Source organism: Deferribacter thermophilus (genome assembly GCF_049472675.1).
Classification (GTDB): Bacteria; Chrysiogenota; Deferribacteres; order Deferribacterales; family Deferribacteraceae; genus Deferribacter; species Deferribacter thermophilus.
The window spans coordinates 1-19,806 of record NZ_JAPNXM010000013.1 but is presented as its reverse complement, the minus strand read 5'-3'; the positions used below and the strand labels follow the sequence as shown (position 1 = coordinate 19,806).

Sequence of the window (19,806 nt, the reverse complement as noted above, 5' to 3'; positions counted from 1 at the left end):
TAATTAGTTGAGCAACGTGCTAGTTTAGTTTATTTCGTAGTTTTTTATATCTGCATTTACCCCTTCACCACCTTCTTTACCATCTGCACCTAAAGAAATTATTTCATAATCTCTACCATTATCACCAGGGGAGCGATAGATATACGGATTACCCCAAGGATCAACAGGTATTTTGTTTGTATCTAAGTAGCCACCATTTTTCCAGTTTTTTGGTATCGGTTCTATTTCTGGTTTTTTTATCAGTGCACTTAATCCTTGCTCAGTTGTGGGGTACATTCCGTTGTCTAATTTGTATAGTTTTAATGCTGATTCTATTGTTTTTATATCACTTTTTGCTTTTGTTACTCTTGCCTCATCTGGTCTGTTAATAATTTTTGGTAATAAAACTGTTGCCAAAATACCAAGTATCACAATGACAACCATCAGTTCAATCAGTGAAAAACCTTTGTTATTTTTCATACTGCCTCCCTAAAAATTAATTAAAGGCTATTGCACATTAAGATATGCAATTAAAATAAATTTAAATTTAAATGTTCTTAAGATTGCTTCGGAGTTTTCACTCCTCGCAATGACTTATATTATTGTCATTGCGAGCATTAGCGAAGCAATCTCCATAAATTGCATACCTTTTATTGTGCAAAGCCCTTTAATTTCATATATTTTAAATCAACTTACAATTAAATCAAGTTTTTTGCGAAAGATTCACAAAACTTAGTTATGGTTTATAAAGTTTTGGGGTTGATATTGATTGATATGGTGGTAAAATTTAAAAATGGCTTATGTAATTATTCTTATTACGATATTTTATTTTTTTATACGGTTTTTATTAACAGGAACTTTAAATTTTCATTACAGTGTATTAGAAATATTAAATTATTTACTTTTTTCGCCTATTATTGAAGAGTTATTTTTTAGAGGGTTTTTACAAAAAGAACTGAAAAGAAAGAATTTTTTTTCAAATTTAATTATAAATAATAAATATTTGTTTATTTCAAGTGCCAACATTTTTGTTTCATTATTATTTGGTTTATCACATTTACTTTATAGTAATATTATTCATTCTGTTTTGGTAATAATTCCTTCATTGATTTTAGGTATGATTTATGATAAGTATGAAAATGTCTTGATGTGTATATTATTACATGCTTTTTTTAATTTAAATATATTTATTGGATGATGATGTGGGTAGAAAAAGTATAGTTATTTTGGTTTGTTTGGCTGTCTTAGCTTATTTCATATCTTTTGCTGTAACTAAATATATCAATTATAAATATTCTGACAAAACTGTAGATATAACAATAAAGAATAATGTAAAAAAAAATAGAATCTGAAAAGGTTAATGTAAGCGAAATCTTAGAGTTAAACCCTTTTAATTTAAAAAAAGAAGAAAAGCAGATTACGCAGGTATCAAAAGTAGCTGAAAAAACAACTGAAGTTAATACAGATATTAATTTTGAATTGTTAGGTTATGTTGCAAACAAAGATAAGGTATTGGCATTGATAAAAATAAATTCAAAAACTTATGTGTTAAACAATAAAGAGCCTGTTGATGGTTTTATCGTTGATAAAATTATTGATGATTATTTGGTTATTTTACACAGTGGTAAAAGTTATAAAGTAAAATTAGTAGGTGGAAGTAAAAAAACTGAAAACACTACTGCTGTAAAAACTAAACCAGTGCAAGAAAATAAAGCCTCTAAATCGGATACTTTTAAAATATCCAGGCAAGAAGTGGATAAACAGTTAAAAGATATAAATTCTTTGCTTAGGACAATATTTGTAGCACCTTACTATCGTAATAAAGAATTTTTAGGTTATCGTATTGCAAGAATTAGAAAAAATTCAATTTTGTATAAATTGGGGCTAAGAAACGGTGATGTAATTGTGAGAATTAATGACGAATCGGTGGAAAATCCTCAGAAAATGCTAGAACTGTTAACTAATATTTCAGATGTTACAGCGGTAAAAGTGGATTTAATTAGAAGAGGAGTTAAAAAATCTATTTTTGTTGAGATAGAGTAAGGGGTGTTTGATGAGAGTGAAAAGAGTATTATTTTTAATAGTTTTTACTTTTATTGCTTTGGTTTCATTTGCAGAAAATTTTGATGCAAATTTTAAAAATGTAAGTTTAAAAGACTTTTTGCTTTTTGTTTCAGAATTTACAGGTAAATCCATCGTTTATGATGAATCACAGATAAGGGGTCAGATTACTGTAGATACAAAATCTAAATTAACAAAGGATAATTTGTTAGAAATTATGAATACAGTATTAAATATGAACAATCTTTATGCTCTTGATAAAGGGGCTTATTTACAAATATTAAAGAAAAATGAAGTCCGAGAGATAGATGATAGATTTGTAGATGTGGATAATGTAACAAAAAATGATTTTGTTACTACTGTCCTTTATTTTGATGGGATAGATGTGAGTAAAATAGCTTCCTCATTAGCTAGATTAAAGTCTAAGTATGGAGATGTGCAGGTATTAAAGGGTGCAAATGTAGTTGTTATTAGAGATACTGCAGATAGAATTTTGAAAATAAAAGATATTATAAATAAGATTTCAAAGCTTGCTGGTAGTTATGAGTTAAAAGCTTATTCTATCAAAAACAGTTCAGCATCAAATATAGAAAAGAATATAGATAAATTTTTTAAACAGCTTCAAGCTCAAGCACTTGTTTCATTTAATCCCATTATTATAGCTGATGATTTTACAAATACTCTAATTGTAGCTGCTAAAAAAGATGATATTAACAAAATAGAATACATCATAAATCAGCTTGATGTAAGTAATGATAATAGCGCACTTGCTCCACAGGTTTTTAAACTAAAACATGTTTATGCTACTGATGTGGAAGGGATATTAAATAAATTACTTCTTTCAAATATTGATCCAAAGAAAAAGCAGGTAGTAAAATCTAAAGTTGCTGCTGATAAATCAACAAACTCTATTATTGCTTTAGGGGATAAGGAGCTATATTCCAATATTCAACAGCTATTAGAAAAACTTGATAAACCAAGAAAGCAGGTTTATGTGGAAGCATTAGTTTTAGAAACTTCTATTGAAAAAGGGGCTGATTTTGGAGTGGAATGGCTTGCTGGTGGTGGAAATAAAAATTTTGCTGGAAGTGCTGGGTTTTTAAATAATGGAGCATTAACAAACTTTCAATCTCCAGTCTTAGAAGGAAATTCGCCAAATTTTGCAGCACTACCAGGCGGTTTTACTGCTGCAATTCTCGGTAATGTTATCACTTATGAAGGGGTAAAGTTTCCAACCCTTTCGGCTCTTGTCAACTTTGTAAAAACTGATAGTGCAATCAATATAATTTCTAATCCACAGATTTTGACCCTTGATAATGAAGAAGCTGAAGTATTTGTGGGGGAAAACAGACCTTTTCTAACAAGCACAAAATTTGATGCAAATAACAATCCAGTCCAGTCATACGATTATAGAGATGTGGGTATTAGACTAAAAATAACTCCACATATTTCTGATAATAAAACCCTTACTCTAAAAATTGAGCAAGAAGTTAAAAAAGTGATAGCAAATGCAGGAAGTGATTTAACTGCTCCTATTACTTTGACAAGAAAAACAAAAACGATGGTTGAATTAATTGATGGCTATACTATGGTAATAAGTGGACTCATTGGGGATGATACTTCTGTGAGTAATAGTGAAGTCCCATTCTTATCAAAGATACCTCTACTTGGCTGGTTGTTTAAATCAAGAAATAGAAGCAGGTCTAAAACAAATATGATGGTATTTATCACTGCAAAGATTATTAATACAAGACAGGATATCGATTTGATTACTTCAGAGAAAAAGCAGTTTATGAATGTGATTAAAGAACAAAATAAGAAAAAGTTAGGAATTGAGAGTGAGCCAGATAAAAGATAATATTATAAAATTTTATCTTAAATTTCCAGATAAAGGGGATTTTTTCCCAGAATTAAAGGATGATAATTCTATTACAATACTTTATTCTAATGAGTTAGGTCTTAAAAAAGGGTTGCTTTTGGCTGATAGATTAGGGTTACAGTATGATTTTAAAACTGTTGATAAAAAGGAGATATTAGCAAAGCTAGAAAATATTAGCGAACATTTTAATAATGTAGAAGATTTTGGGCATGATGAAGATAACAGTGAAATAGAGGATATACTTTCTGCAAGTTATCAGGATGCCCCAATTATTAACCTTGTAAATCAATTGATTGTTGATGCTGTAAAAGCTGATGCAAGCGATATACATTTTGAAAATGGTGAAAATGCGTTTTTGGTAAAATATAGGATTGATGGTGTCTTGAGAACTGTAAGGACTTTTAAAAAGGGGATTCATGACCAGGTAATTGCAAGAATAAAAGTTATGTCTATGCTTGATGTGGCTGAAACAAGAAAACCTCAAGATGGAAGAATTAATATAAAAGTTGGAAATCGCGGTGTCGATATGAGGGTTTCTATAATCCCTTCAATTAGAGGTGAAAAAGCAGTTTTAAGGATTTTGGAAAAAACAAAAGGGTTGATAACTTTAGAAAATATTGGGATGCCTGAGCATTATCTTAATAAGTATAGAGAATATATAAATAGACCAAATGGTATCATTTTGGTAACAGGACCTACTGGAAGTGGTAAAACAACAACACTATATGCTTCCCTACTGGAAATAGATAGAGAAGAGAAAAATATTGTGACAATCGAAGACCCAGTTGAATACGATATAGATGGTATTACTCAAGTGCAGGTAAATCCTGTGGTAAATCTTAATTTTGCATCAGCTATAAGATCATTTTTAAGGCAAGATCCAGATGTAATTCTTGTTGGTGAAATTAGGGATGAAGAGACGGCAAAATCAGCTGTGCAGGCTTCATTAACAGGTCATCTTGTATTTTCTACTTTGCATACCAATGACGCACCAACAGCTGTTGCAAGATTAATAGATATGAATGTAGAGCCATTTTTGATATCTTCTTCATTGCTGATTGTGATAGCACAGAGATTATTAAGAAAAGTTTGTGAACATTGCAAAATTGAAGTTGATTTAGATGATAATGTAAAAGAATTGTTTAAAGAGTACGGTATTAGTCTTGAAAGAGCTGTAATAGGCAAAGGGTGTGAATACTGCTTTGGGACAGGATATAAAGGTAGGACAGCTATTTTTGAATTTTTAGAAATAAATGATGAAATTAGAAGGTTGATAAATGCGAAATCTGATTCTGAAGAGATTGCAAAGGTTGCAAAGAAATACGGGTATAAGCGATTAATAGAAGAGGGCGCTAGACTTATTCAAAATCAGATTACCACTGTTGAAGAAGTTTTAGCAGTTACTAAGTTTGAGTAGAAGATGCCAGTTTATAAATATACAGGGTTCAATTCTGAAGGTAAAAAGGTTTATGGCACAGTTGAAGGTAATTCGGTAAACTTTGTAATTTCAAAATTAAAAGAGCAAGGTATTTTTGTAGAATCTATTAAGGATGTAAAATCTAAAGATCGATTTTTGATTTTAGATTATTTTAAAGGGTTTGTTTCTTCTGGTAGAAAGCTGTTGCCAGATGTATTTTTTCAACTTGCAATGCTTTTAAAAAGTGGGATCCCTTTGTCTGAGTCGTTAAAAATTACAGGCAATCAGGTAAATAATAAAAAGGTTAAAAATATTTTATTGGCACTGTCTTCAAAGGTTAGTGAAGGGGTAAAACTTTCGGTAGCAATGCAGGAGTTTAACGATTATTTTTCAGATGTTTTGATTAATCTTGTGAGAACCAGCGAGGAGACTGGGAGGCTTGCAGAAACTTTTGAAAATGTTGCAAGGTATGAAGAGGAAAAAAGAAAAAGTATGGATAAAATCAAGGTTGCAATGATTTATCCAATGATAGTGCTTTCGATAGGGATGGGGGTTGTGGGGTTTTTACTCTCTTATGTTGTACCTAAAATGAAGAATATCTTTTCTGCGGTAAATAGAGAGTTGCCAGCAACTACAAAATTTTTAATTGCTACAGGGAATTTTATTAAAAGTTATGGTGTTTTGGCTATTTCTATTTTAATTATTTTAATAGTTATAATAAGGTTATATTTGAAGAAAAACGAAAAAATTTTAAAAAAAATTGATAAATATTTATTAAGCTTTAACCTGTTTTTAAATATTAATTTGTATAAATTTTCTGAGTCTATGAATTTTTTGCTATCTGAGGGTGTGCCACTTCTTACAGCTGTTAGTTTAAGCACTAATTCTATTTCAAATAAAGAGCTAAAAGAAGTACTTATTTTTGTAGCTGAAGATATAAAATCAGGTAAAAGTTTTTCTGAGAGTCTTAAACGGAGTGGAAGTTTTCCTGAGATGTTTGTTGCTGCAATAAAAACTGGTGAAAAATCGGGCAATTTGGCAAATATATTTTTAAGGTTGTCAGAGTTTTACTTTAAAAAAATTGAAAAAACCTTAAATGTATTTCTATCTATTATTGAGCCATTGTTTATTTTGATTTTAGGTTTGATAGTTGGTTTTATCGTTTTATCAATTATGTCACCTTTATTTGAGCTAAATACCTTTATTAGATAGAGGTTAAATTTTCTATTGCTTCTGTTGGCAGAACTAATTCGCCTAGATCGATCATAGCATTTATTAAAGCAACCTTCTTGAACTTTTTCAAATCTTTTATTTTAATTTCTTCTTCATATATAATTTTGTTTTCTAAATAATATTCCCTTTTGGTACCTTTAAGTAAGTAAGTATTTGGTGTAAACCATTTTTTACCATCATAAAAAGCAACATTTGTAAAAGTTGTATCTGTTATATACCCTTTTTGACAAATAATTACTTCAGTATTTTGACCAATATTATTTTTTAAGACTTCAAACTGTGTACGATCGACAAATTTATATTTGTATTCTATTTTTTCATCATTAATTAGGATTAATTTATTAATATTAGGTAATTTATATTTTATGAATTCTATTTTATGGATCTGTTTGTCATAAAGAACCCTGACTTTATAAATGCCTGCAGTAGGTGGTGAATTTTGATAAATTATATCTTCTAATCGAATGTATTCAGATATATTAAATAATTCTTTCCTAGTATTATAAAATCTAATATTGTGAAATTGAATATTTTGTAAAATACCTTCTTTAAGTTTTATAGTTTCTACTAATTGAAACATATACCTTTTCAATCAGTTCATTATATTCATTAATTGGGTTTGAATATACTGTTATTCCACCACCACTTTTATAATATAAATCATCTTGTGTCTTTTCTATATACCTTATGTTTACACATGTATCTAATATTTTACCATCAAACAATCCACTAATTCCTGTATAAAAGAATCTTTCGTATTTTTCAACTGATTTAATTATCTCAACTGTTTTTTTCTTAGGAGCTCCAGTTACTGAGCCAGCAGGTAGTAAACGGATTATTAGTTCTGCTATATTTTTCTGATATGAGCTTTTTATATTACCAACAATTTCTGTGCTTGTTTGATAAATTTTTTTGTTATTTAAATTTATCTCAGAAAAATATCTAAAATTTGTAACAGTTACCTTTTTAGATACCATGTTTAAATCGTTTCTTAATAAGTCAACAACAGTTATGTGTTCGGCTAATTCTTTTTCATCGTTTAATAAGACCTCTTTTGCGTTTGGTATATTAGAATCAATAGTCCCTTTCATAGGATGCGTTTTTATAATATTATCTTCAATCGTTATAAAAGTTTCTGGTGAAAAGAATGTGAATATGTTGTAAAAGTAAAGTTTGTATTTGGAGTTTGATAAAAGATAAATTTCTTTAAGTGATAAGTTTGTCTCAATTTTTGTTGGAGCTGTAAGATTCAATAAATAACTATCACCCTGTTTTAAGTGAGATTGGACGGTTTCAAATTTTTTTAAATAGGTTTGATAATCTATAGGGAATTTTTTTAGATATAAGTTTTTATCTGTTTTAAACATAGAGGAATGGTTTGTTATACCATTGAAGTTAAATAAAACATTATCGTTAGTAATTAAGTTTTGTAGTTTTTCTATGTAAAAGTGTTTTATATCAAAATCTATAGTAAAGATAAAAGGTATAGACTTATTATAATAGTTATTAAAATTAGTCAAAAATTCATTTATTGATAAAAAGTTATAGCTTTTTGGTTCTATTAATATTGGATTTTTCATCTTTTTTCGCAAATGATGTATAATATATTGTAAGTTACAGGGATTTTAGAATCTTCTGTTTTATATAATTCTTCATATAATCTGCAAAAGTTTAAAAAGGATTGTTTGCCTGCAATAGCTTTTTTTTCAGTGTATCTCGCACCTGTCTTTTTATGAGTTTTTAAAAAATCAATTACAGAGTTATAAAATAAAACATACTTTTTTTCATAAAAATTAATATAAATATCTTTTCTATTGAAAATGTTTTTATAAAATTCTGCATTTTTAAGCGAATAAATTGAACCAAACTTTGTAATTTTGCTTACCTCTTTCATCTCATTGAAAGTGCCATCTAAAAATATGGAAAAATAGCATTTTGCCCCTTTTTTCAAATTGTTTAGTAAATCATTAATTGTTTTTTCTGGATATTCCAACCATTGAAGAGTTGATGAACTTGCAATGATATCAAAATGTTCTATTTTTAAAGGCAGATTGTCAATATCTCCGTTTATCAGATGAAAATCTTTAAATTTGTTTTTGCTGGAAATTAACATTTTATAGGCTAAATCTAATCCAAAATAGCTTCTTGCATTTATTTTTTCTAATAAAAAAGTCGTGAAAACACCGCTACCAATTCCAAGCTCAAGCAAGTTATCACATTTTGTAGGCGTAATAAAATCGCTTAATTCTTGGGCAACGATTTTTTGTATATCAGCATTGCTGTCATAGGTTTTGTATGAGTCATCAAAGTATCTTTTTATTTGAAGTTTCATAAATTATCTCACTTAAAATTTCCTCAGGTATATAATGTCCATAATTTTTTAATTCAATATAATTTTTTAATTTTTTAAAAATGTCATCAATTTTTACAATTTTATCTTTTTCCCCATAAATTATTATAACCTTGTCGTCTAATATATCTGGGTTAAATGAGTTTATTTTAGAATTTTTTAAGAAAGCTAACCCTTTTAATAATGAATCTTCATTATAATTTTCGATTTCTATAGTTTTTACACCTGCTTTATTCAGAAAATTTTTTATAACTTTAGTTGGGTCTTTTTTAAAAGCTTCAATCATAATCTCTAATACTTTCAACTTTTTATCTACTAAAAAATATAGAAAAGGAGCTATTAGGTAAATTTTTTCAAAATTATCTTTTATATTTTCTAAATTTTTTAGGATTATATGGGCACCTGTTGACCAGCCTATTAAGATTTTTGCTTTTGATGAAATCAGTTCTTGTTCAATTTGTTGTAAATTATCTTCAAGTAAAAAAGGTGTAAGATATGTATATTTATTTGATAATTCTGGATAATTCGTTTTAAATCCTGCCCAACCAGATATGAAAATCAAATCCTCTCTTTTAATTTTCTAAACCCCTCTATAATTAACTCAAGTTCATCATCTGTTATATCAGCTCTGAGAGAAAGTCTTAGTCTATCTGTGCCAATAGGAACAGTAGGTGGTCTAATAGCTGCTACATATAAGCCACTTTCAATTAACAAATCTTTTGCTATTTGTAGTTTTTCTCTGTTACCAATTATGATTGGAATGATTTGGGTTGAGCTGTTTAAAGTGTTAAATCCTATTTCATTTAATTGTTTTTTAAGTTTTTTTGAAATTTCTATTAATCTTTCACCTAACTGATTGTTTTCTTTAACAAATTTTAAAGCAGCTAAATTTGCTCCTATAACAGCTGGTGGTAAACTTGTTGAAAAGATAAACCCTCTTGCTTTGTTAACCAAAAAATCTTTGATAGTTTTATTACAGCAAACATACGCACCAAAAGAACCCAAACCCTTGCTAAATGTTCCCATATTGATATCTATTTCTTTTTCTAACCCCAATTCATGAGCTAAGCCTCTTCCTTTGCCAAAGATTCCAGTTGCATGGGCTTCATCAATCATTATCAAAGCGTTGTAATCTTTTGCAAGTTTTACTATTTTTTCTAAATCAGCTTTATCTCCATCCATGCTAAAGACAGTGTCTGTGATTATCAATTTTTTTACATCTTTCTTATATCTTTTTAAAATGGTTTCAAGATGTTCATAATCTAAATGTCTAAAACGCTCATTTTTTGCTTTTGAAAGAAGAGTTCCATCTATAATGCTTGCGTGATTTAGTTTGTCAGAGAATATTACCCAATTTTTATCACATATAGCAGAGATAATAGACAGATTTGCAACATAACCTGTGTTAAATATCAAAGCAGCTTCATAACCTTTAAATTTTGCAACTTCTAATTCTAACTCATTGTAAAGCGAAAAATTACCAGTAACTATTCGTGAGGCTGATGAAGAACAGCCATATTTTTTGATAGCATTAATCGCACCTTCTTTTATCTCTTTTTTATTTGAAAGGCCTAAATAGTTGTTTGATGCAAGATTAAGTAATTTTTTATTATTTATTTCAATATATTTTGAATCCCCTCTGTCAAAAAGTGGAATTTCCCGATAAAGCTTTTCATCTTTTAATTTTTCTAAATGATTTTTAAAATATTCTTTATAATTCATATAAGCTTAAGATTGTTTGCATTTATATCTTCTATGTCAGATTCTATATCAAATCCTGACACTGTTAAATAATCACCGACCATAATACCAAAAAGACCACTGTTTAAAAGCTTTTGTTTCGTTGTTTTGCTAAAAACTACATTCCTACCACCACAAACTCTAATTTGTTTATCTGGTAAGATAAATCTATAAATTGCTATAATTTTTAAAGCTTCATCTTCAGATAAAATAGGGATGTTTTCGTAAGGTGTTCCAGGGATAGGGTTTAAAAAGTTAATTGGTACAGAGTCCACATCTAATTCTTTCAAAGTGAGTGCAAGTTCAACCCTATGCTCCCAGCTTTCACCAATTCCAAAAATCCCACCGCAACAGACAAAAAAGCCTAACTCTACTGCATCTTTGACACATTTAACATCCTCTTCATAATCATGAGTGGTGCAGACATTATTAAAATAGCTTCTTGATGTCTCCAGATTGTGATGAAAACCAGATAATCCAGCTTCTTTTAACCTTAATAAAGTTTTTCTATCTAAAATTCCAACAGAAATATCTGGAACTAAGCCTATTTTTTTAATTATCTTTACACCTTCAATGAGCTTTTCTATATCTTGTTGTTCAAGCGTTTTTCCACTAGTAACTATAGAGAATCTTCTGATACCATATTTTTTATACTCTGTTGCTCTTTGCTCAATCTTTTTTAAATCGATAAAATCATAAACTGGTGCGTTTGTGTTATAATGGCTTGATTGAGCACAAAATTTGCAATCTTCGCTGCAAAGACCACTTTTTGCATTAATTATAGAGCAAAACTGAAATTTATTCCCAAAAAAGTGTTCTTTTATCTGTTTTGAGTATTTGGTAAGGGTATTTATATCGTCAAAATTTATTAGATAGTCAATTTCGAAATCTTTTAATGATTCTTTGTTTATTGCTTTTTTATGAATGTTATCAATCATAAAAAATCTCCCTTGTGTTTTACTTTTGTTGAATTTTAAAACAAAGTATGATATTTTTCAATCAATTTTTTGAGGAGGTATAAAGTGAAAAATTACCAAATCTGGCATCCATGCACTCAGATGAAAGATCATGAAAAATACCCTCTAATAAAAATAGTAAAAGGCAAAGGTGTTTATCTATATGATGATAAAGGGAACAGTTATATTGATGCTATTTCTTCGTGGTGGGTGAATATATTGGGACATTCCAATGAAAGATTAAATAATGTTTTAAAAGAGCAGGTAGAAAAGTTAGAACATGTAATTTTTGCAAATTTTGTTCATGATCCAGCCTTAAAATTATCTGAAAAGCTTTTAAAAATTGTTCCAAAAGGGTTAACAAAAATATTTTTTGCTGACAACGGTTCTTCAGCTATCGAAGTAGCCATGAAAATGAGTTTTGCATACTTTAAAAACAATGGAGTGATTAAACCAAAATTTATTTATCTTGATTCTGGATATCATGGAGAAACACTTGGTGCCCTTTCTGTCTGTGGAGAAGAGCTTTATGCAGAAATGTATAAAGAGATAATGATAGAAAATATTAGAGTAAAAGGGCCTGATTGTTATAGATGTCCATTTGAAAAAAATAGAGAAGAATGTAATGCAGAATGTTTTATATACATGGAAGAAACTATAGAAAAAAATAAAGATGTAGTTTCAGCAGTATTAATAGAGCCGATTGTTCAGTGTGCTGGGGGTTTTAAAATATATCCAGAAATCTATTTAAAAAAATTAAGAGATATTACAAAAGAGAATAATATTCATTTGATTGCTGATGAAATTGCTGTTGGTTTTGGCAGGACTGGGAAAATGTTTGCATGCGAACATGCAGGGATTACTCCAGATTTTATGACACTTTCAAAAGGTATTACAGGTGGATATATCCCTTTGTCAGTTGTATTGACAACTGATGAGGTATATGACGCTTTTTATTCAGATTATTGTGATTTAAAAGCTTTTTTGCATTCTCATAGCTATACAGGAAATCCTCTTGCATGCTCTTTGGCGGTAGAAGTTTTAAACATATTTGAAGAGGAAAATTTACTGGAAAAGAATAAAGAAAAGTATGAATACCTTTATCAAAAGGTTTTAGAGTATTTTAGTGGGTATAAATATTGTGGCGAAGTTAGAAGTAAAGGGTTTATTACAGCTGTTGAGCTGGTAGAGGATAGAAAAAGTAAAAAAAGTTTTGATTGGAAAAAGAGGGTAGGTTTTCAGATATATAGAAATAGTATTACAAAAGGAGCTCTTTTAAGAAATCTTGGTGATATAATTTATTTTATGCCACCTTATGTTATAAGCTTTGATGAAATAGATAAACTTGTTCAAATTGCGTATGAATCTACTATAGAGGTGCTTGGTGAGTAAGAAGGTTTTAATTCTTGGTACAAATACTGAGGTGGGTAAAACTTATTTTTCAGCAGAGTATTGTAAGTATTTAATTTCAAAAGGGGGAAAAGTTGTTTATTTAAAAATAGTGCAGACAGGATACCCAAAGGATGATGATGCAAAATTTGTATCAAATTATGCAAAAATAGATGAAAAATATTGTTTTTCTATTGTAAAAGCAGAGCCTCCTGTGGCTCCTGCATCGGTATTTGAAAAGTTCCCTTTGATAAAAGTAAAAGATACGGTTAAAAAATTTGAAGATTCTGATATTATGATTTTAGAGACAGCTGGGGGGATTTGTTCCCCTCTTGATAAGAGCTTATTAAATTATCATCTTATCAATGAGTTAAATGTGGATGAGGTAATATTAGTAGTGCCTTATAGACTTGGCTGTATAAGTGATGCACTTGTAGCTGATTATTTGTTAAAAAATGAGGGGGTTGATTATAAAATTGCTTTCAATGAGTATTTTAAGCAATCTGAAATGCAAAAAAACTTTGAAATGATAAATCATTTTACAGGTGATAAAATAAAAATAGTATTCGGCCAGAATAAATTGTTGTTTATTTAGTATGTTTTATTATTTTAGAATAAATTTGTTATCAATAAGAGGTTATTATTAATTCTAAAATATCTGTTTTTAAGTTGACAAATATTAGGCTCTTTATACTTTTAAGAGTTCTTTATAATGCAAGATTTTATTATCCAGTTTTTACTGTATTATTTTTAGATTATGGGTTAACTGTTGAGCAATTTGCTATTTTAAATGTTGTTTGGGCGCTAACAATTGTGTTGGCCGAGGTTCCCAGCGGTGCCTTGGCTGATATATTTGGTAGAAAAAGATTACTGGTAAGTACATGTCTTATCATGATTATAGAATTATCTTTAATTGCTTTTGTTCCAGTAGGAAATATGAAACTCGTTTTTTTTGTTTTTCTTATTAATAGAATATTAAGTGGATTGGCTGAGGCAATGGCAAGTGGAGCTGATGAAGCGATTGCTTATGATACTCTGGTTTTAAATAAAATGACTGATGAATGGGGTAAGGTTTTAGAAGTTCAGATGAAATTGCAATCAATAGCTTTTATAATTGCTATGACACTTGGCTCTTTAGTATATGATCCTAATATAATTAATAAAGTCTTTAATTTTATTGGAATGGACTATACTTTTACGCAAAAGCAGACGATGAGATTTCCTATATATTTAACATTAATTTCTTCTATCATTGCTTTTATTTCAGTTTTGAAAATGGAAGAGCCAGGTATTAATAAAAGTTATTTGGATGATATTAAAGGTTTTTTTAATACTTCTGTTATCACATTAAAGCACACTTTAGCTACTGGTAAATGGATATTAAAAACCCCTTTTGTTTTATCAATTATCATGATGGGTATGTTGTTTGATCACTCGATAAGGATGGTTGTTACATTAACTAGTCAGTATTATAGATTAATCAAAATTCCAGATGCTATTTTTGGTCTAATTAGTTCTGCTATTTATATAATTGGTTTATTCATTCCAAAATTATCAAGGGTTATGACAGAAAGATATACTGTAATGAAAAATATTTTGTTTTTAGCAATTTTAACCATCATTGGATTTTATGGGATATCTTTATTTATACCAATTTTTGGTATAATACCTATGATAATACTTTTTGCTGCATTTATGATAAACGGTTTTTTCCTAAGTAACTACCTAAATGAAGAAACTCCATCAGATATTAGAGCTACAGTCCTTAGCTTCAAAGGTTTAACTTATAATTTAGCTTATGGACTTATCGGTATTTTATATTCGTTTTTTTATGGAGTTTATAAAGAGAGAATAATTATTGTAAAACCAGAGATTTCACTTCAATCAGCAGAAAATATAACTTTTATTGCTTCAATAGGCTGGTTTAAATGGTATTTTATATTTTTGTTTATAATAATCTTTATATCTACTTATAGTGTCTTCAAAAATTATAAATCATAAATTGTTTAATTCTTTGATTATCTCTTCTATTTCTTGGTCGTTAAACCCTTTATCTTTGCATACTTCGTAAATTGTGCCCCAGATTGGCTCACCACACTTTATACATATAATCCCTTTTTTAGACATATATTCCACTGATTTTGGCTTTTTGTTAACTAGTTCTTCAATAGTTGTATCTTTAGTTATCACCTAAAAACCTCCTTATAAAGGATAGTAGTGTAGGGTGTCCAGTAGGATATTTAACTGCTCTATCAATTAGAAAACTGTAAATTTTTGAGGTTTGATTGATGGATGTGTATTTTGATAAGTTGAGTAAATTTATCCCCATCAAACCAGCTGGTGAATACATTGCATCGTCGAAAGTATCTAAAATCGATTTGTTTTTATCTAGATAAATGTAATTATCATCTGTAAATTTTTCTAAAGCTTTTTTTGTAATGGCATCAGCATAATATAAAAAGTCTTTTTCTTTTGTCATTTCATATAATTTTAATAATGCATTTATTGAGTAAGAATAATCCTCTAATGTCTCATGTTTGAATATTTCATCACCATAATTTATCCTATATATGTGTTCTTTTGAAAGTAAAAATGTTTTTATTTTATTAAAAAGATTGATTGCGTGGTTAAAATAGTACTCTTCACCAGTAACTTCTGCAAAGGTTAGTAATGCATTTACAAATAGCATATTCCAGCTGCAGATAACTTTGTTGTCTTTTTCTGGTTCTATTTTTTTATTTTGAAGCGAAATCTTATCGAAATAGATTTCAAGTTTTTTGTATGTTTCATAATCTGTTTTATCGTTTAAGTATATAAAACCGTTTTTAGATACTATATATTTTTTTAAATCTTGAGGGATTATATTTATTAAACTTTCATCCAAATGATAAAAGTAACCTTCTACCATATGATTATTTTCATCTAAAGAGTCAGCGTCCATTGAAGATATAAGTCCATATTCTGTATTAAAAGTTTCAAGTATAAAATCTATTGTTTTTCTTGATATATGGTAAAAGAGAGGATCTTTTACTTTGTCATAAAGTTTTATTAAAAAGATTGTATTTAGGGCGTTATCATAAAGCATTTTTTCAAAATGTGGATAACTCCAGTTTTCATCTACACAATATCTAAAAAATCCACCATTGATATGGTCATAAAGGCCTGAAAGAGATATTTTTCTGGCTGTTTTTATTAAAAAATCTGCAAATTCATCAAAATGAAAATCTAATAAAAAGTTTAGATAGGGGATGTTTGGAAATTTGTTTCTCCCTTTTAGTCCACCATTTTCAAAATCTAACAAATCTGAAATGTTTTTTATAAAAGAATTTAAATCCAAATTTCTAATATCAATTTTGTCTATTTTATAAAACTGTGCAATTGCACCTTTATATTTTGAAACCGATTCCTCAATTTGATTATAATTTTCTGTATAAATTTTGTGGATTTGATTTAAAATATTCATAAATGATGGCAAACCGTATTTTTCTTCTTTTGGAAAGTATGTTCCAGCATAAAAAGGGTCACCTACAGGTGTTGTAAATACTGATAAAGGCCATCCTCCTTGTTGTTTTATAAGTTGTATATAAAATTGGTATTTTTTATCAATTTCTGGATATTCCTCTTTGTCAATTTTTATAGGGATAAAATGGTTATTTAGAAAATTTGCTGTTTCTTCATCTTCAAAAGATTCGTGAGCCATTACATGACACCAATGACATGAGGAATACCCTATGCTTATAAAAAGAGGTTTATTAACTTCTTTAGCAAGTTTCAATGTTTCATCTGACCATACTTGCCAAGCTACAGGATTATTTTTGTGCTGTTGCAAATATCTACTTTTACTTTTGTTTAATGAGTTGTTAATTTTCATTGATTATCCTGCCATGAAAAGATTTTATAAAATTTTTTAAAAAGTCTAAGCCATTGTTACTTTTAATCGCAATCCATATATTCCATTTATAATAGTTGTAAAAATAATTATCCATATCCATTCCATAGGTTTGATATACTTTTAGATTATCAATTTTTAAAGGTTTTGGTGTGGAGTAAATTTTACTTTTTGGCAGTTTATCTATCATTGTTGTTATTTGATTTTTAGCATCATCAGCCGTATAAGATTTTGAAAGCCATATATAAGCTACTTCATTTTTAGCAGATTGGTATTTAAGGGTGTATGCCTCTTTTATATTAATATGTTTTCTATGAAGCATGTATATTTCATTTTTGGCTTCATCACCTGATGTTGATGTTATTAATACAAAATTTCCAACTTTATTTGGTATTACATAAGAAAAAGTTATAGAAGATAGTATTAAAAAGGTAAATATGATATGAAAAATTAATTTATAAAGTCGCATTAGCTTATCTCCTTAATTTTATCAAACTGCAATGTGGAGAAGTCATGCCCTTTTGGTTTATTTTTTGGATAACCAATACCAATTATACATTCTACCAAATAATAATCGGGTAAACCGAAAAGATTTCTTACATACTCTTCTGCACTGATGTTGTCGTTGTGCTCCCTTAATCTAATTTGTGCCCAGCAACTACCTAATCCTAAAGATTCTGCAACATACTGCAGAGTAATTGCTGCTATGGAGCAATCTTCTATACATACATCAGATTTCCTTGTATCAGCTATTACCACTACACCTAATTTGGCATTTTTTAAAAAAGCTGAGCCATGTTTTTTTGCTTTTGATAATTTTTCTAATAATTCTTTATCAGTTACAAATATAAATTCCCATGGGTTAATCCCTCTTGAAGAGGGTGATCTTAAAACTGCCTCTTTTAAAATATCAATTTTTTCTTTTTCAACTTCTTTGTCTAAAAATTGTCTAACACTTCTTCTTTCTCTTAAAATCTCTATCATAATACCCCCTTTTTGGTTCATTATATTTATAGATTATTTTTAACATATTTTTCTAATTAATTTTTTTAAGTTATATTATCAGTTTTTGATGTCAACAGTAAAATTGTTTGATACAAATTAATTTGTGTGGTAAAATATAATATGAGTAGTAAAAAAATTGTTTTAGTTTTTTTTATCTTCTTTGCCATTTTTGTGGATGTTGGTTTTACCAAAGACAAGGTATTAACAGTTGGGGTATGGAACAATCCAAATCTATCAATAGTAAAAGATGGTGAGATATCAGGTTTTGTAGTTGATATTTTTAAGTATATAGCAGAAAAACATAATATTAAATATAAGTTTGTTGCAGGCAAATGGTCTGATATTTATAGTGATTTAGTAAATGGCAGGATAAAAGCATTAATCCCTATTGGTTATTCAAACTCAAGATTAGATTTTATGAAATTTACTGACTACAATTATCCTGTTTTTATGAATTGGGGAATAATTATTTCAAAATCTAAGAATATCAGAACAATAACAGATTTAAAGGACAAAAGAATAGCTTTTGTTAAAAATGATATTTTTTATACTGGCACTTTTGGTATGGCAACTTATCTAAAGCTTTACAACATTGATTATAAACCTGTTAGCGTGTCAAGTTATGAAGAAGTCTTAAATTTAGTAAAAAGTGATGATGTGGATGTAGGGCTTATTGCTAGAAATTTTTATAATTATATAAATGATAGAAGTATTTATGAAACATTTTTAGCGTTTCAACCAGTTAGAATAGTTTTTGCTTTTAATAAAAACATAGATGATCGGATTTTAAGTGTTTTTAATAGAGAATTAGCAAATCTCATTTCTGATAAAAATTCTTTTTATTATGAAAAATACAATGATTATTTTGGAACATATTATAAGCATAAAAAAATTTTAACTTATTTGTATATAACAATTGTAATTATTACAATTTTACTATTGTTTATTCTGCTATTAAGGTATATTATCAAAATAAAGACTAAAAGACTAATAGAATCTAATAATCGATTAAATACAATTCTTTCTGCTACTCCAGACTTGATATTGATAATAGCTGAAGATGGCGAATATCTGGAAGTGTTAACAAGTAATGAAGAGTTATTAGCTGATTTTAGAGATAATTTGTTGGGTAGAAAAGTAAAGGATGTAATACAAAACAGTATAGCTGAAAAAATAATGGATGTGATCCAAAAAGCATTGGATACAAACGATATACAGATATTCAGGTATGAGTTGGATGTTATTGGGGGTAAGAGGTTTTTTGAAGGCAGAGTAAAGCCGATAGATTTGGGTTATGGTAAAAAGACAGTGCTGTGGTATGCGATGGATATAACCGAATCTGTTCAGGCTATGCGGGAGCTAAAAATGGAAAGAGAAAAATTAAATTCAATATTAAAGTCAATTTCTGAGGGGGTAATAGTTATAAATAAAAATCAAGAGATTATTTATGCAAATAAAAGTGCATACGAAATATTGGAAACAGATAATTGCATTGGCAAAAATTTTAATGATGTGGTCAGATTATTTAAAGATGGGGAAAGGGTTTTTCTCCCTTTTGAAGATATATTTAAAAAAGGGGTCTCTTTTGATATAGATAAAGATTATAAAGTAAAGACATTTAGCGATACAGAAAAGTTTATCAGTGATAGCTTGACCCCTTATTTTGATTCTGAGAGTAAAATAGAAGGAGCTGTATTTGTTTTTTCTGATGTTACAGACAAAGTATTATATGAAAGAGAAGTATTAAAATCTGACAAAATTGAAACACTTGGTAGATTTGCAGCTGGACTGGCTCACGACTTTAATAACTATTTATCAATTATAAAAAATTATAAGGGTGTTGCACAGTAAAATTTATATAACATATTGATATTTAATCTATTTTCTGCTAAATTATGCTTAATTTTT

The 19,806-nt window shown here is 28.5% G+C and carries 21 protein-coding genes; 10 read left to right on the top strand and 11 right to left on the bottom strand.

Annotated elements, in window-relative coordinates; translation table 11 throughout:
- Positions 1–24: 24 nt before the first annotated feature.
- On the bottom strand, positions 25–459 hold the full coding sequence (gene gspG, locus OWM07_RS10035) for a type II secretion system major pseudopilin GspG (protein WP_423303592.1): 435 nt from the start codon (positions 457–459) through the stop codon (positions 25–27).
- Positions 460–772: 313 nt separating this feature from the next.
- Here gspG and mrtJ point away from each other — a divergent pair, with 313 nt between their 5' ends.
- From mrtJ to OWM07_RS10005, 6 genes are all read left to right on the top strand, one after another.
- Positions 773–1,177 carry a JDVT-CTERM system glutamic-type intramembrane protease MrtJ gene (gene mrtJ, locus OWM07_RS10030; RefSeq protein ID WP_423303591.1) on the top strand — a complete coding sequence of 135 codons (405 nt, stop codon included), beginning with the start codon at positions 773–775 and terminating at the stop codon, positions 1,175–1,177.
- Between the two features lie 4 nt (positions 1,178–1,181).
- Positions 1,182–1,331: a hypothetical protein gene (locus OWM07_RS10025; protein ID WP_423303590.1), complete on the top strand. Its 150-nt coding sequence runs from the start codon at positions 1,182–1,184 to the stop codon at positions 1,329–1,331.
- Positions 1,332–1,458: 127 nt separating this feature from the next.
- Complete coding sequence (locus OWM07_RS10020; protein WP_423303589.1) at positions 1,459–2,022, top strand: PDZ domain-containing protein; 564 nt, start codon at positions 1,459–1,461, stop codon at positions 2,020–2,022.
- A gap of 10 nt (positions 2,023–2,032) precedes the next feature.
- Complete coding sequence (gspD, locus tag OWM07_RS10015) at positions 2,033–3,898, top strand: type II secretion system secretin GspD (protein WP_423303588.1); 1,866 nt, start codon at positions 2,033–2,035, stop codon at positions 3,896–3,898.
- Entirely contained in the window at positions 3,879–5,336 is a 1,458-nt protein-coding gene (locus tag OWM07_RS10010) for a GspE/PulE family protein (protein ID WP_423303586.1), read from the top strand. Before gspD ends, OWM07_RS10010 begins: the two co-directional genes overlap by 20 nt.
- A 3-nt stretch (positions 5,337–5,339) precedes the next feature.
- The gene (locus OWM07_RS10005) at positions 5,340–6,548 is read left to right on the top strand and encodes a type II secretion system F family protein (protein WP_423303585.1); all 1,209 of its coding nucleotides are present in this window, start codon (positions 5,340–5,342) and stop codon (positions 6,546–6,548) included.
- On the opposite strand, the gene OWM07_RS10000 is transcribed toward OWM07_RS10005, so the two are convergent.
- Genes OWM07_RS10000 through bioB form a run of 6 tightly spaced genes read right to left on the bottom strand, consistent with a single transcriptional unit; the run spans position 6,541 to position 11,597 of the window.
- On the bottom strand, positions 6,541–7,149 hold the full coding sequence (locus OWM07_RS10000) for an aminotransferase class IV (protein WP_423303584.1): 609 nt from the start codon (positions 7,147–7,149) through the stop codon (positions 6,541–6,543). The genes OWM07_RS10005 and OWM07_RS10000 overlap by 8 nt on opposite strands.
- Entirely contained in the window at positions 7,118–8,149 is a 1,032-nt protein-coding gene (locus tag OWM07_RS09995) for an aminodeoxychorismate synthase component I (RefSeq protein ID WP_423303583.1), read from the bottom strand. The genes OWM07_RS10000 and OWM07_RS09995 overlap by 32 nt, the downstream gene beginning before the upstream one ends.
- Positions 8,146–8,901 (bottom strand): methyltransferase domain-containing protein, encoded by a 756-nt coding sequence (locus OWM07_RS09990; protein ID WP_423303582.1) that lies wholly within the window; start codon positions 8,899–8,901, stop codon positions 8,146–8,148. The genes OWM07_RS09995 and OWM07_RS09990 overlap by 4 nt, the downstream gene beginning before the upstream one ends.
- Positions 8,873–9,481, bottom strand: coding sequence for a hypothetical protein (locus tag OWM07_RS09985; protein WP_423303581.1), 609 nt, complete (start codon positions 9,479–9,481; stop codon positions 8,873–8,875). Before OWM07_RS09985 ends, OWM07_RS09990 begins: the two co-directional genes overlap by 29 nt.
- On the bottom strand, positions 9,478–10,641 hold the full coding sequence (bioF, locus tag OWM07_RS09980; protein ID WP_423303580.1) for an 8-amino-7-oxononanoate synthase: 1,164 nt from the start codon (positions 10,639–10,641) through the stop codon (positions 9,478–9,480). The genes OWM07_RS09985 and bioF overlap by 4 nt, the downstream gene beginning before the upstream one ends.
- The gene (gene bioB, locus OWM07_RS09975) at positions 10,638–11,597 is read right to left on the bottom strand and encodes a biotin synthase BioB (protein WP_423303579.1); all 960 of its coding nucleotides are present in this window, start codon (positions 11,595–11,597) and stop codon (positions 10,638–10,640) included. The genes bioF and bioB overlap by 4 nt, the downstream gene beginning before the upstream one ends.
- An 84-nt stretch (positions 11,598–11,681) precedes the next feature.
- Here bioB and bioA point away from each other — a divergent pair, with 84 nt between their 5' ends.
- From bioA to OWM07_RS09960, 3 genes are all read left to right on the top strand, one after another.
- Positions 11,682–13,007, top strand: a complete 1,326-nt coding sequence (gene bioA, locus OWM07_RS09970; RefSeq protein ID WP_423303578.1) for an adenosylmethionine--8-amino-7-oxononanoate transaminase — start codon at positions 11,682–11,684, stop codon at positions 13,005–13,007.
- Positions 13,000–13,599: a dethiobiotin synthase gene (gene bioD, locus OWM07_RS09965; RefSeq protein ID WP_423303577.1), complete on the top strand. Its 600-nt coding sequence runs from the start codon at positions 13,000–13,002 to the stop codon at positions 13,597–13,599. Before bioA ends, bioD begins: the two co-directional genes overlap by 8 nt.
- A gap of 74 nt (positions 13,600–13,673) precedes the next feature.
- Positions 13,674–15,005 (top strand): MFS transporter, encoded by a 1,332-nt coding sequence (locus OWM07_RS09960; protein WP_423303576.1) that lies wholly within the window; start codon positions 13,674–13,676, stop codon positions 15,003–15,005.
- Here the strand turns inward: OWM07_RS09960 and OWM07_RS09955 are convergent.
- Genes OWM07_RS09955 through OWM07_RS09940 form a run of 4 tightly spaced genes read right to left on the bottom strand, consistent with a single transcriptional unit; the run spans position 15,000 to position 17,877 of the window.
- The gene (locus OWM07_RS09955) at positions 15,000–15,194 is read right to left on the bottom strand and encodes a DUF1858 domain-containing protein (RefSeq protein WP_423303575.1); all 195 of its coding nucleotides are present in this window, start codon (positions 15,192–15,194) and stop codon (positions 15,000–15,002) included. The two genes, OWM07_RS09960 and OWM07_RS09955, sit on opposite strands and share 6 nt — an antisense overlap.
- Positions 15,184–16,875 carry a thioredoxin domain-containing protein gene (locus tag OWM07_RS09950; RefSeq protein ID WP_423303574.1) on the bottom strand — a complete coding sequence of 564 codons (1,692 nt, stop codon included), beginning with the start codon at positions 16,873–16,875 and terminating at the stop codon, positions 15,184–15,186. Before OWM07_RS09950 ends, OWM07_RS09955 begins: the two co-directional genes overlap by 11 nt.
- Positions 16,865–17,362, bottom strand: a complete 498-nt coding sequence (locus OWM07_RS09945) for a hypothetical protein (RefSeq protein WP_423303573.1) — start codon at positions 17,360–17,362, stop codon at positions 16,865–16,867. The genes OWM07_RS09950 and OWM07_RS09945 overlap by 11 nt, the downstream gene beginning before the upstream one ends.
- A complete protein-coding gene (locus OWM07_RS09940) occupies positions 17,362–17,877 on the bottom strand; it encodes a nitroreductase family protein (RefSeq protein ID WP_423303572.1) in 516 nt (171 codons plus the stop codon). Before OWM07_RS09940 ends, OWM07_RS09945 begins: the two co-directional genes overlap by 1 nt.
- Positions 17,878–18,018: 141 nt before the next feature.
- On the opposite strand from OWM07_RS09940, the gene OWM07_RS09935 reads away from it, so the two are divergent.
- Entirely contained in the window at positions 18,019–19,749 is a 1,731-nt protein-coding gene (locus OWM07_RS09935) for a PAS domain-containing protein (protein WP_423303571.1), read from the top strand.
- Positions 19,750–19,806: the final 57 nt, after the last annotated feature.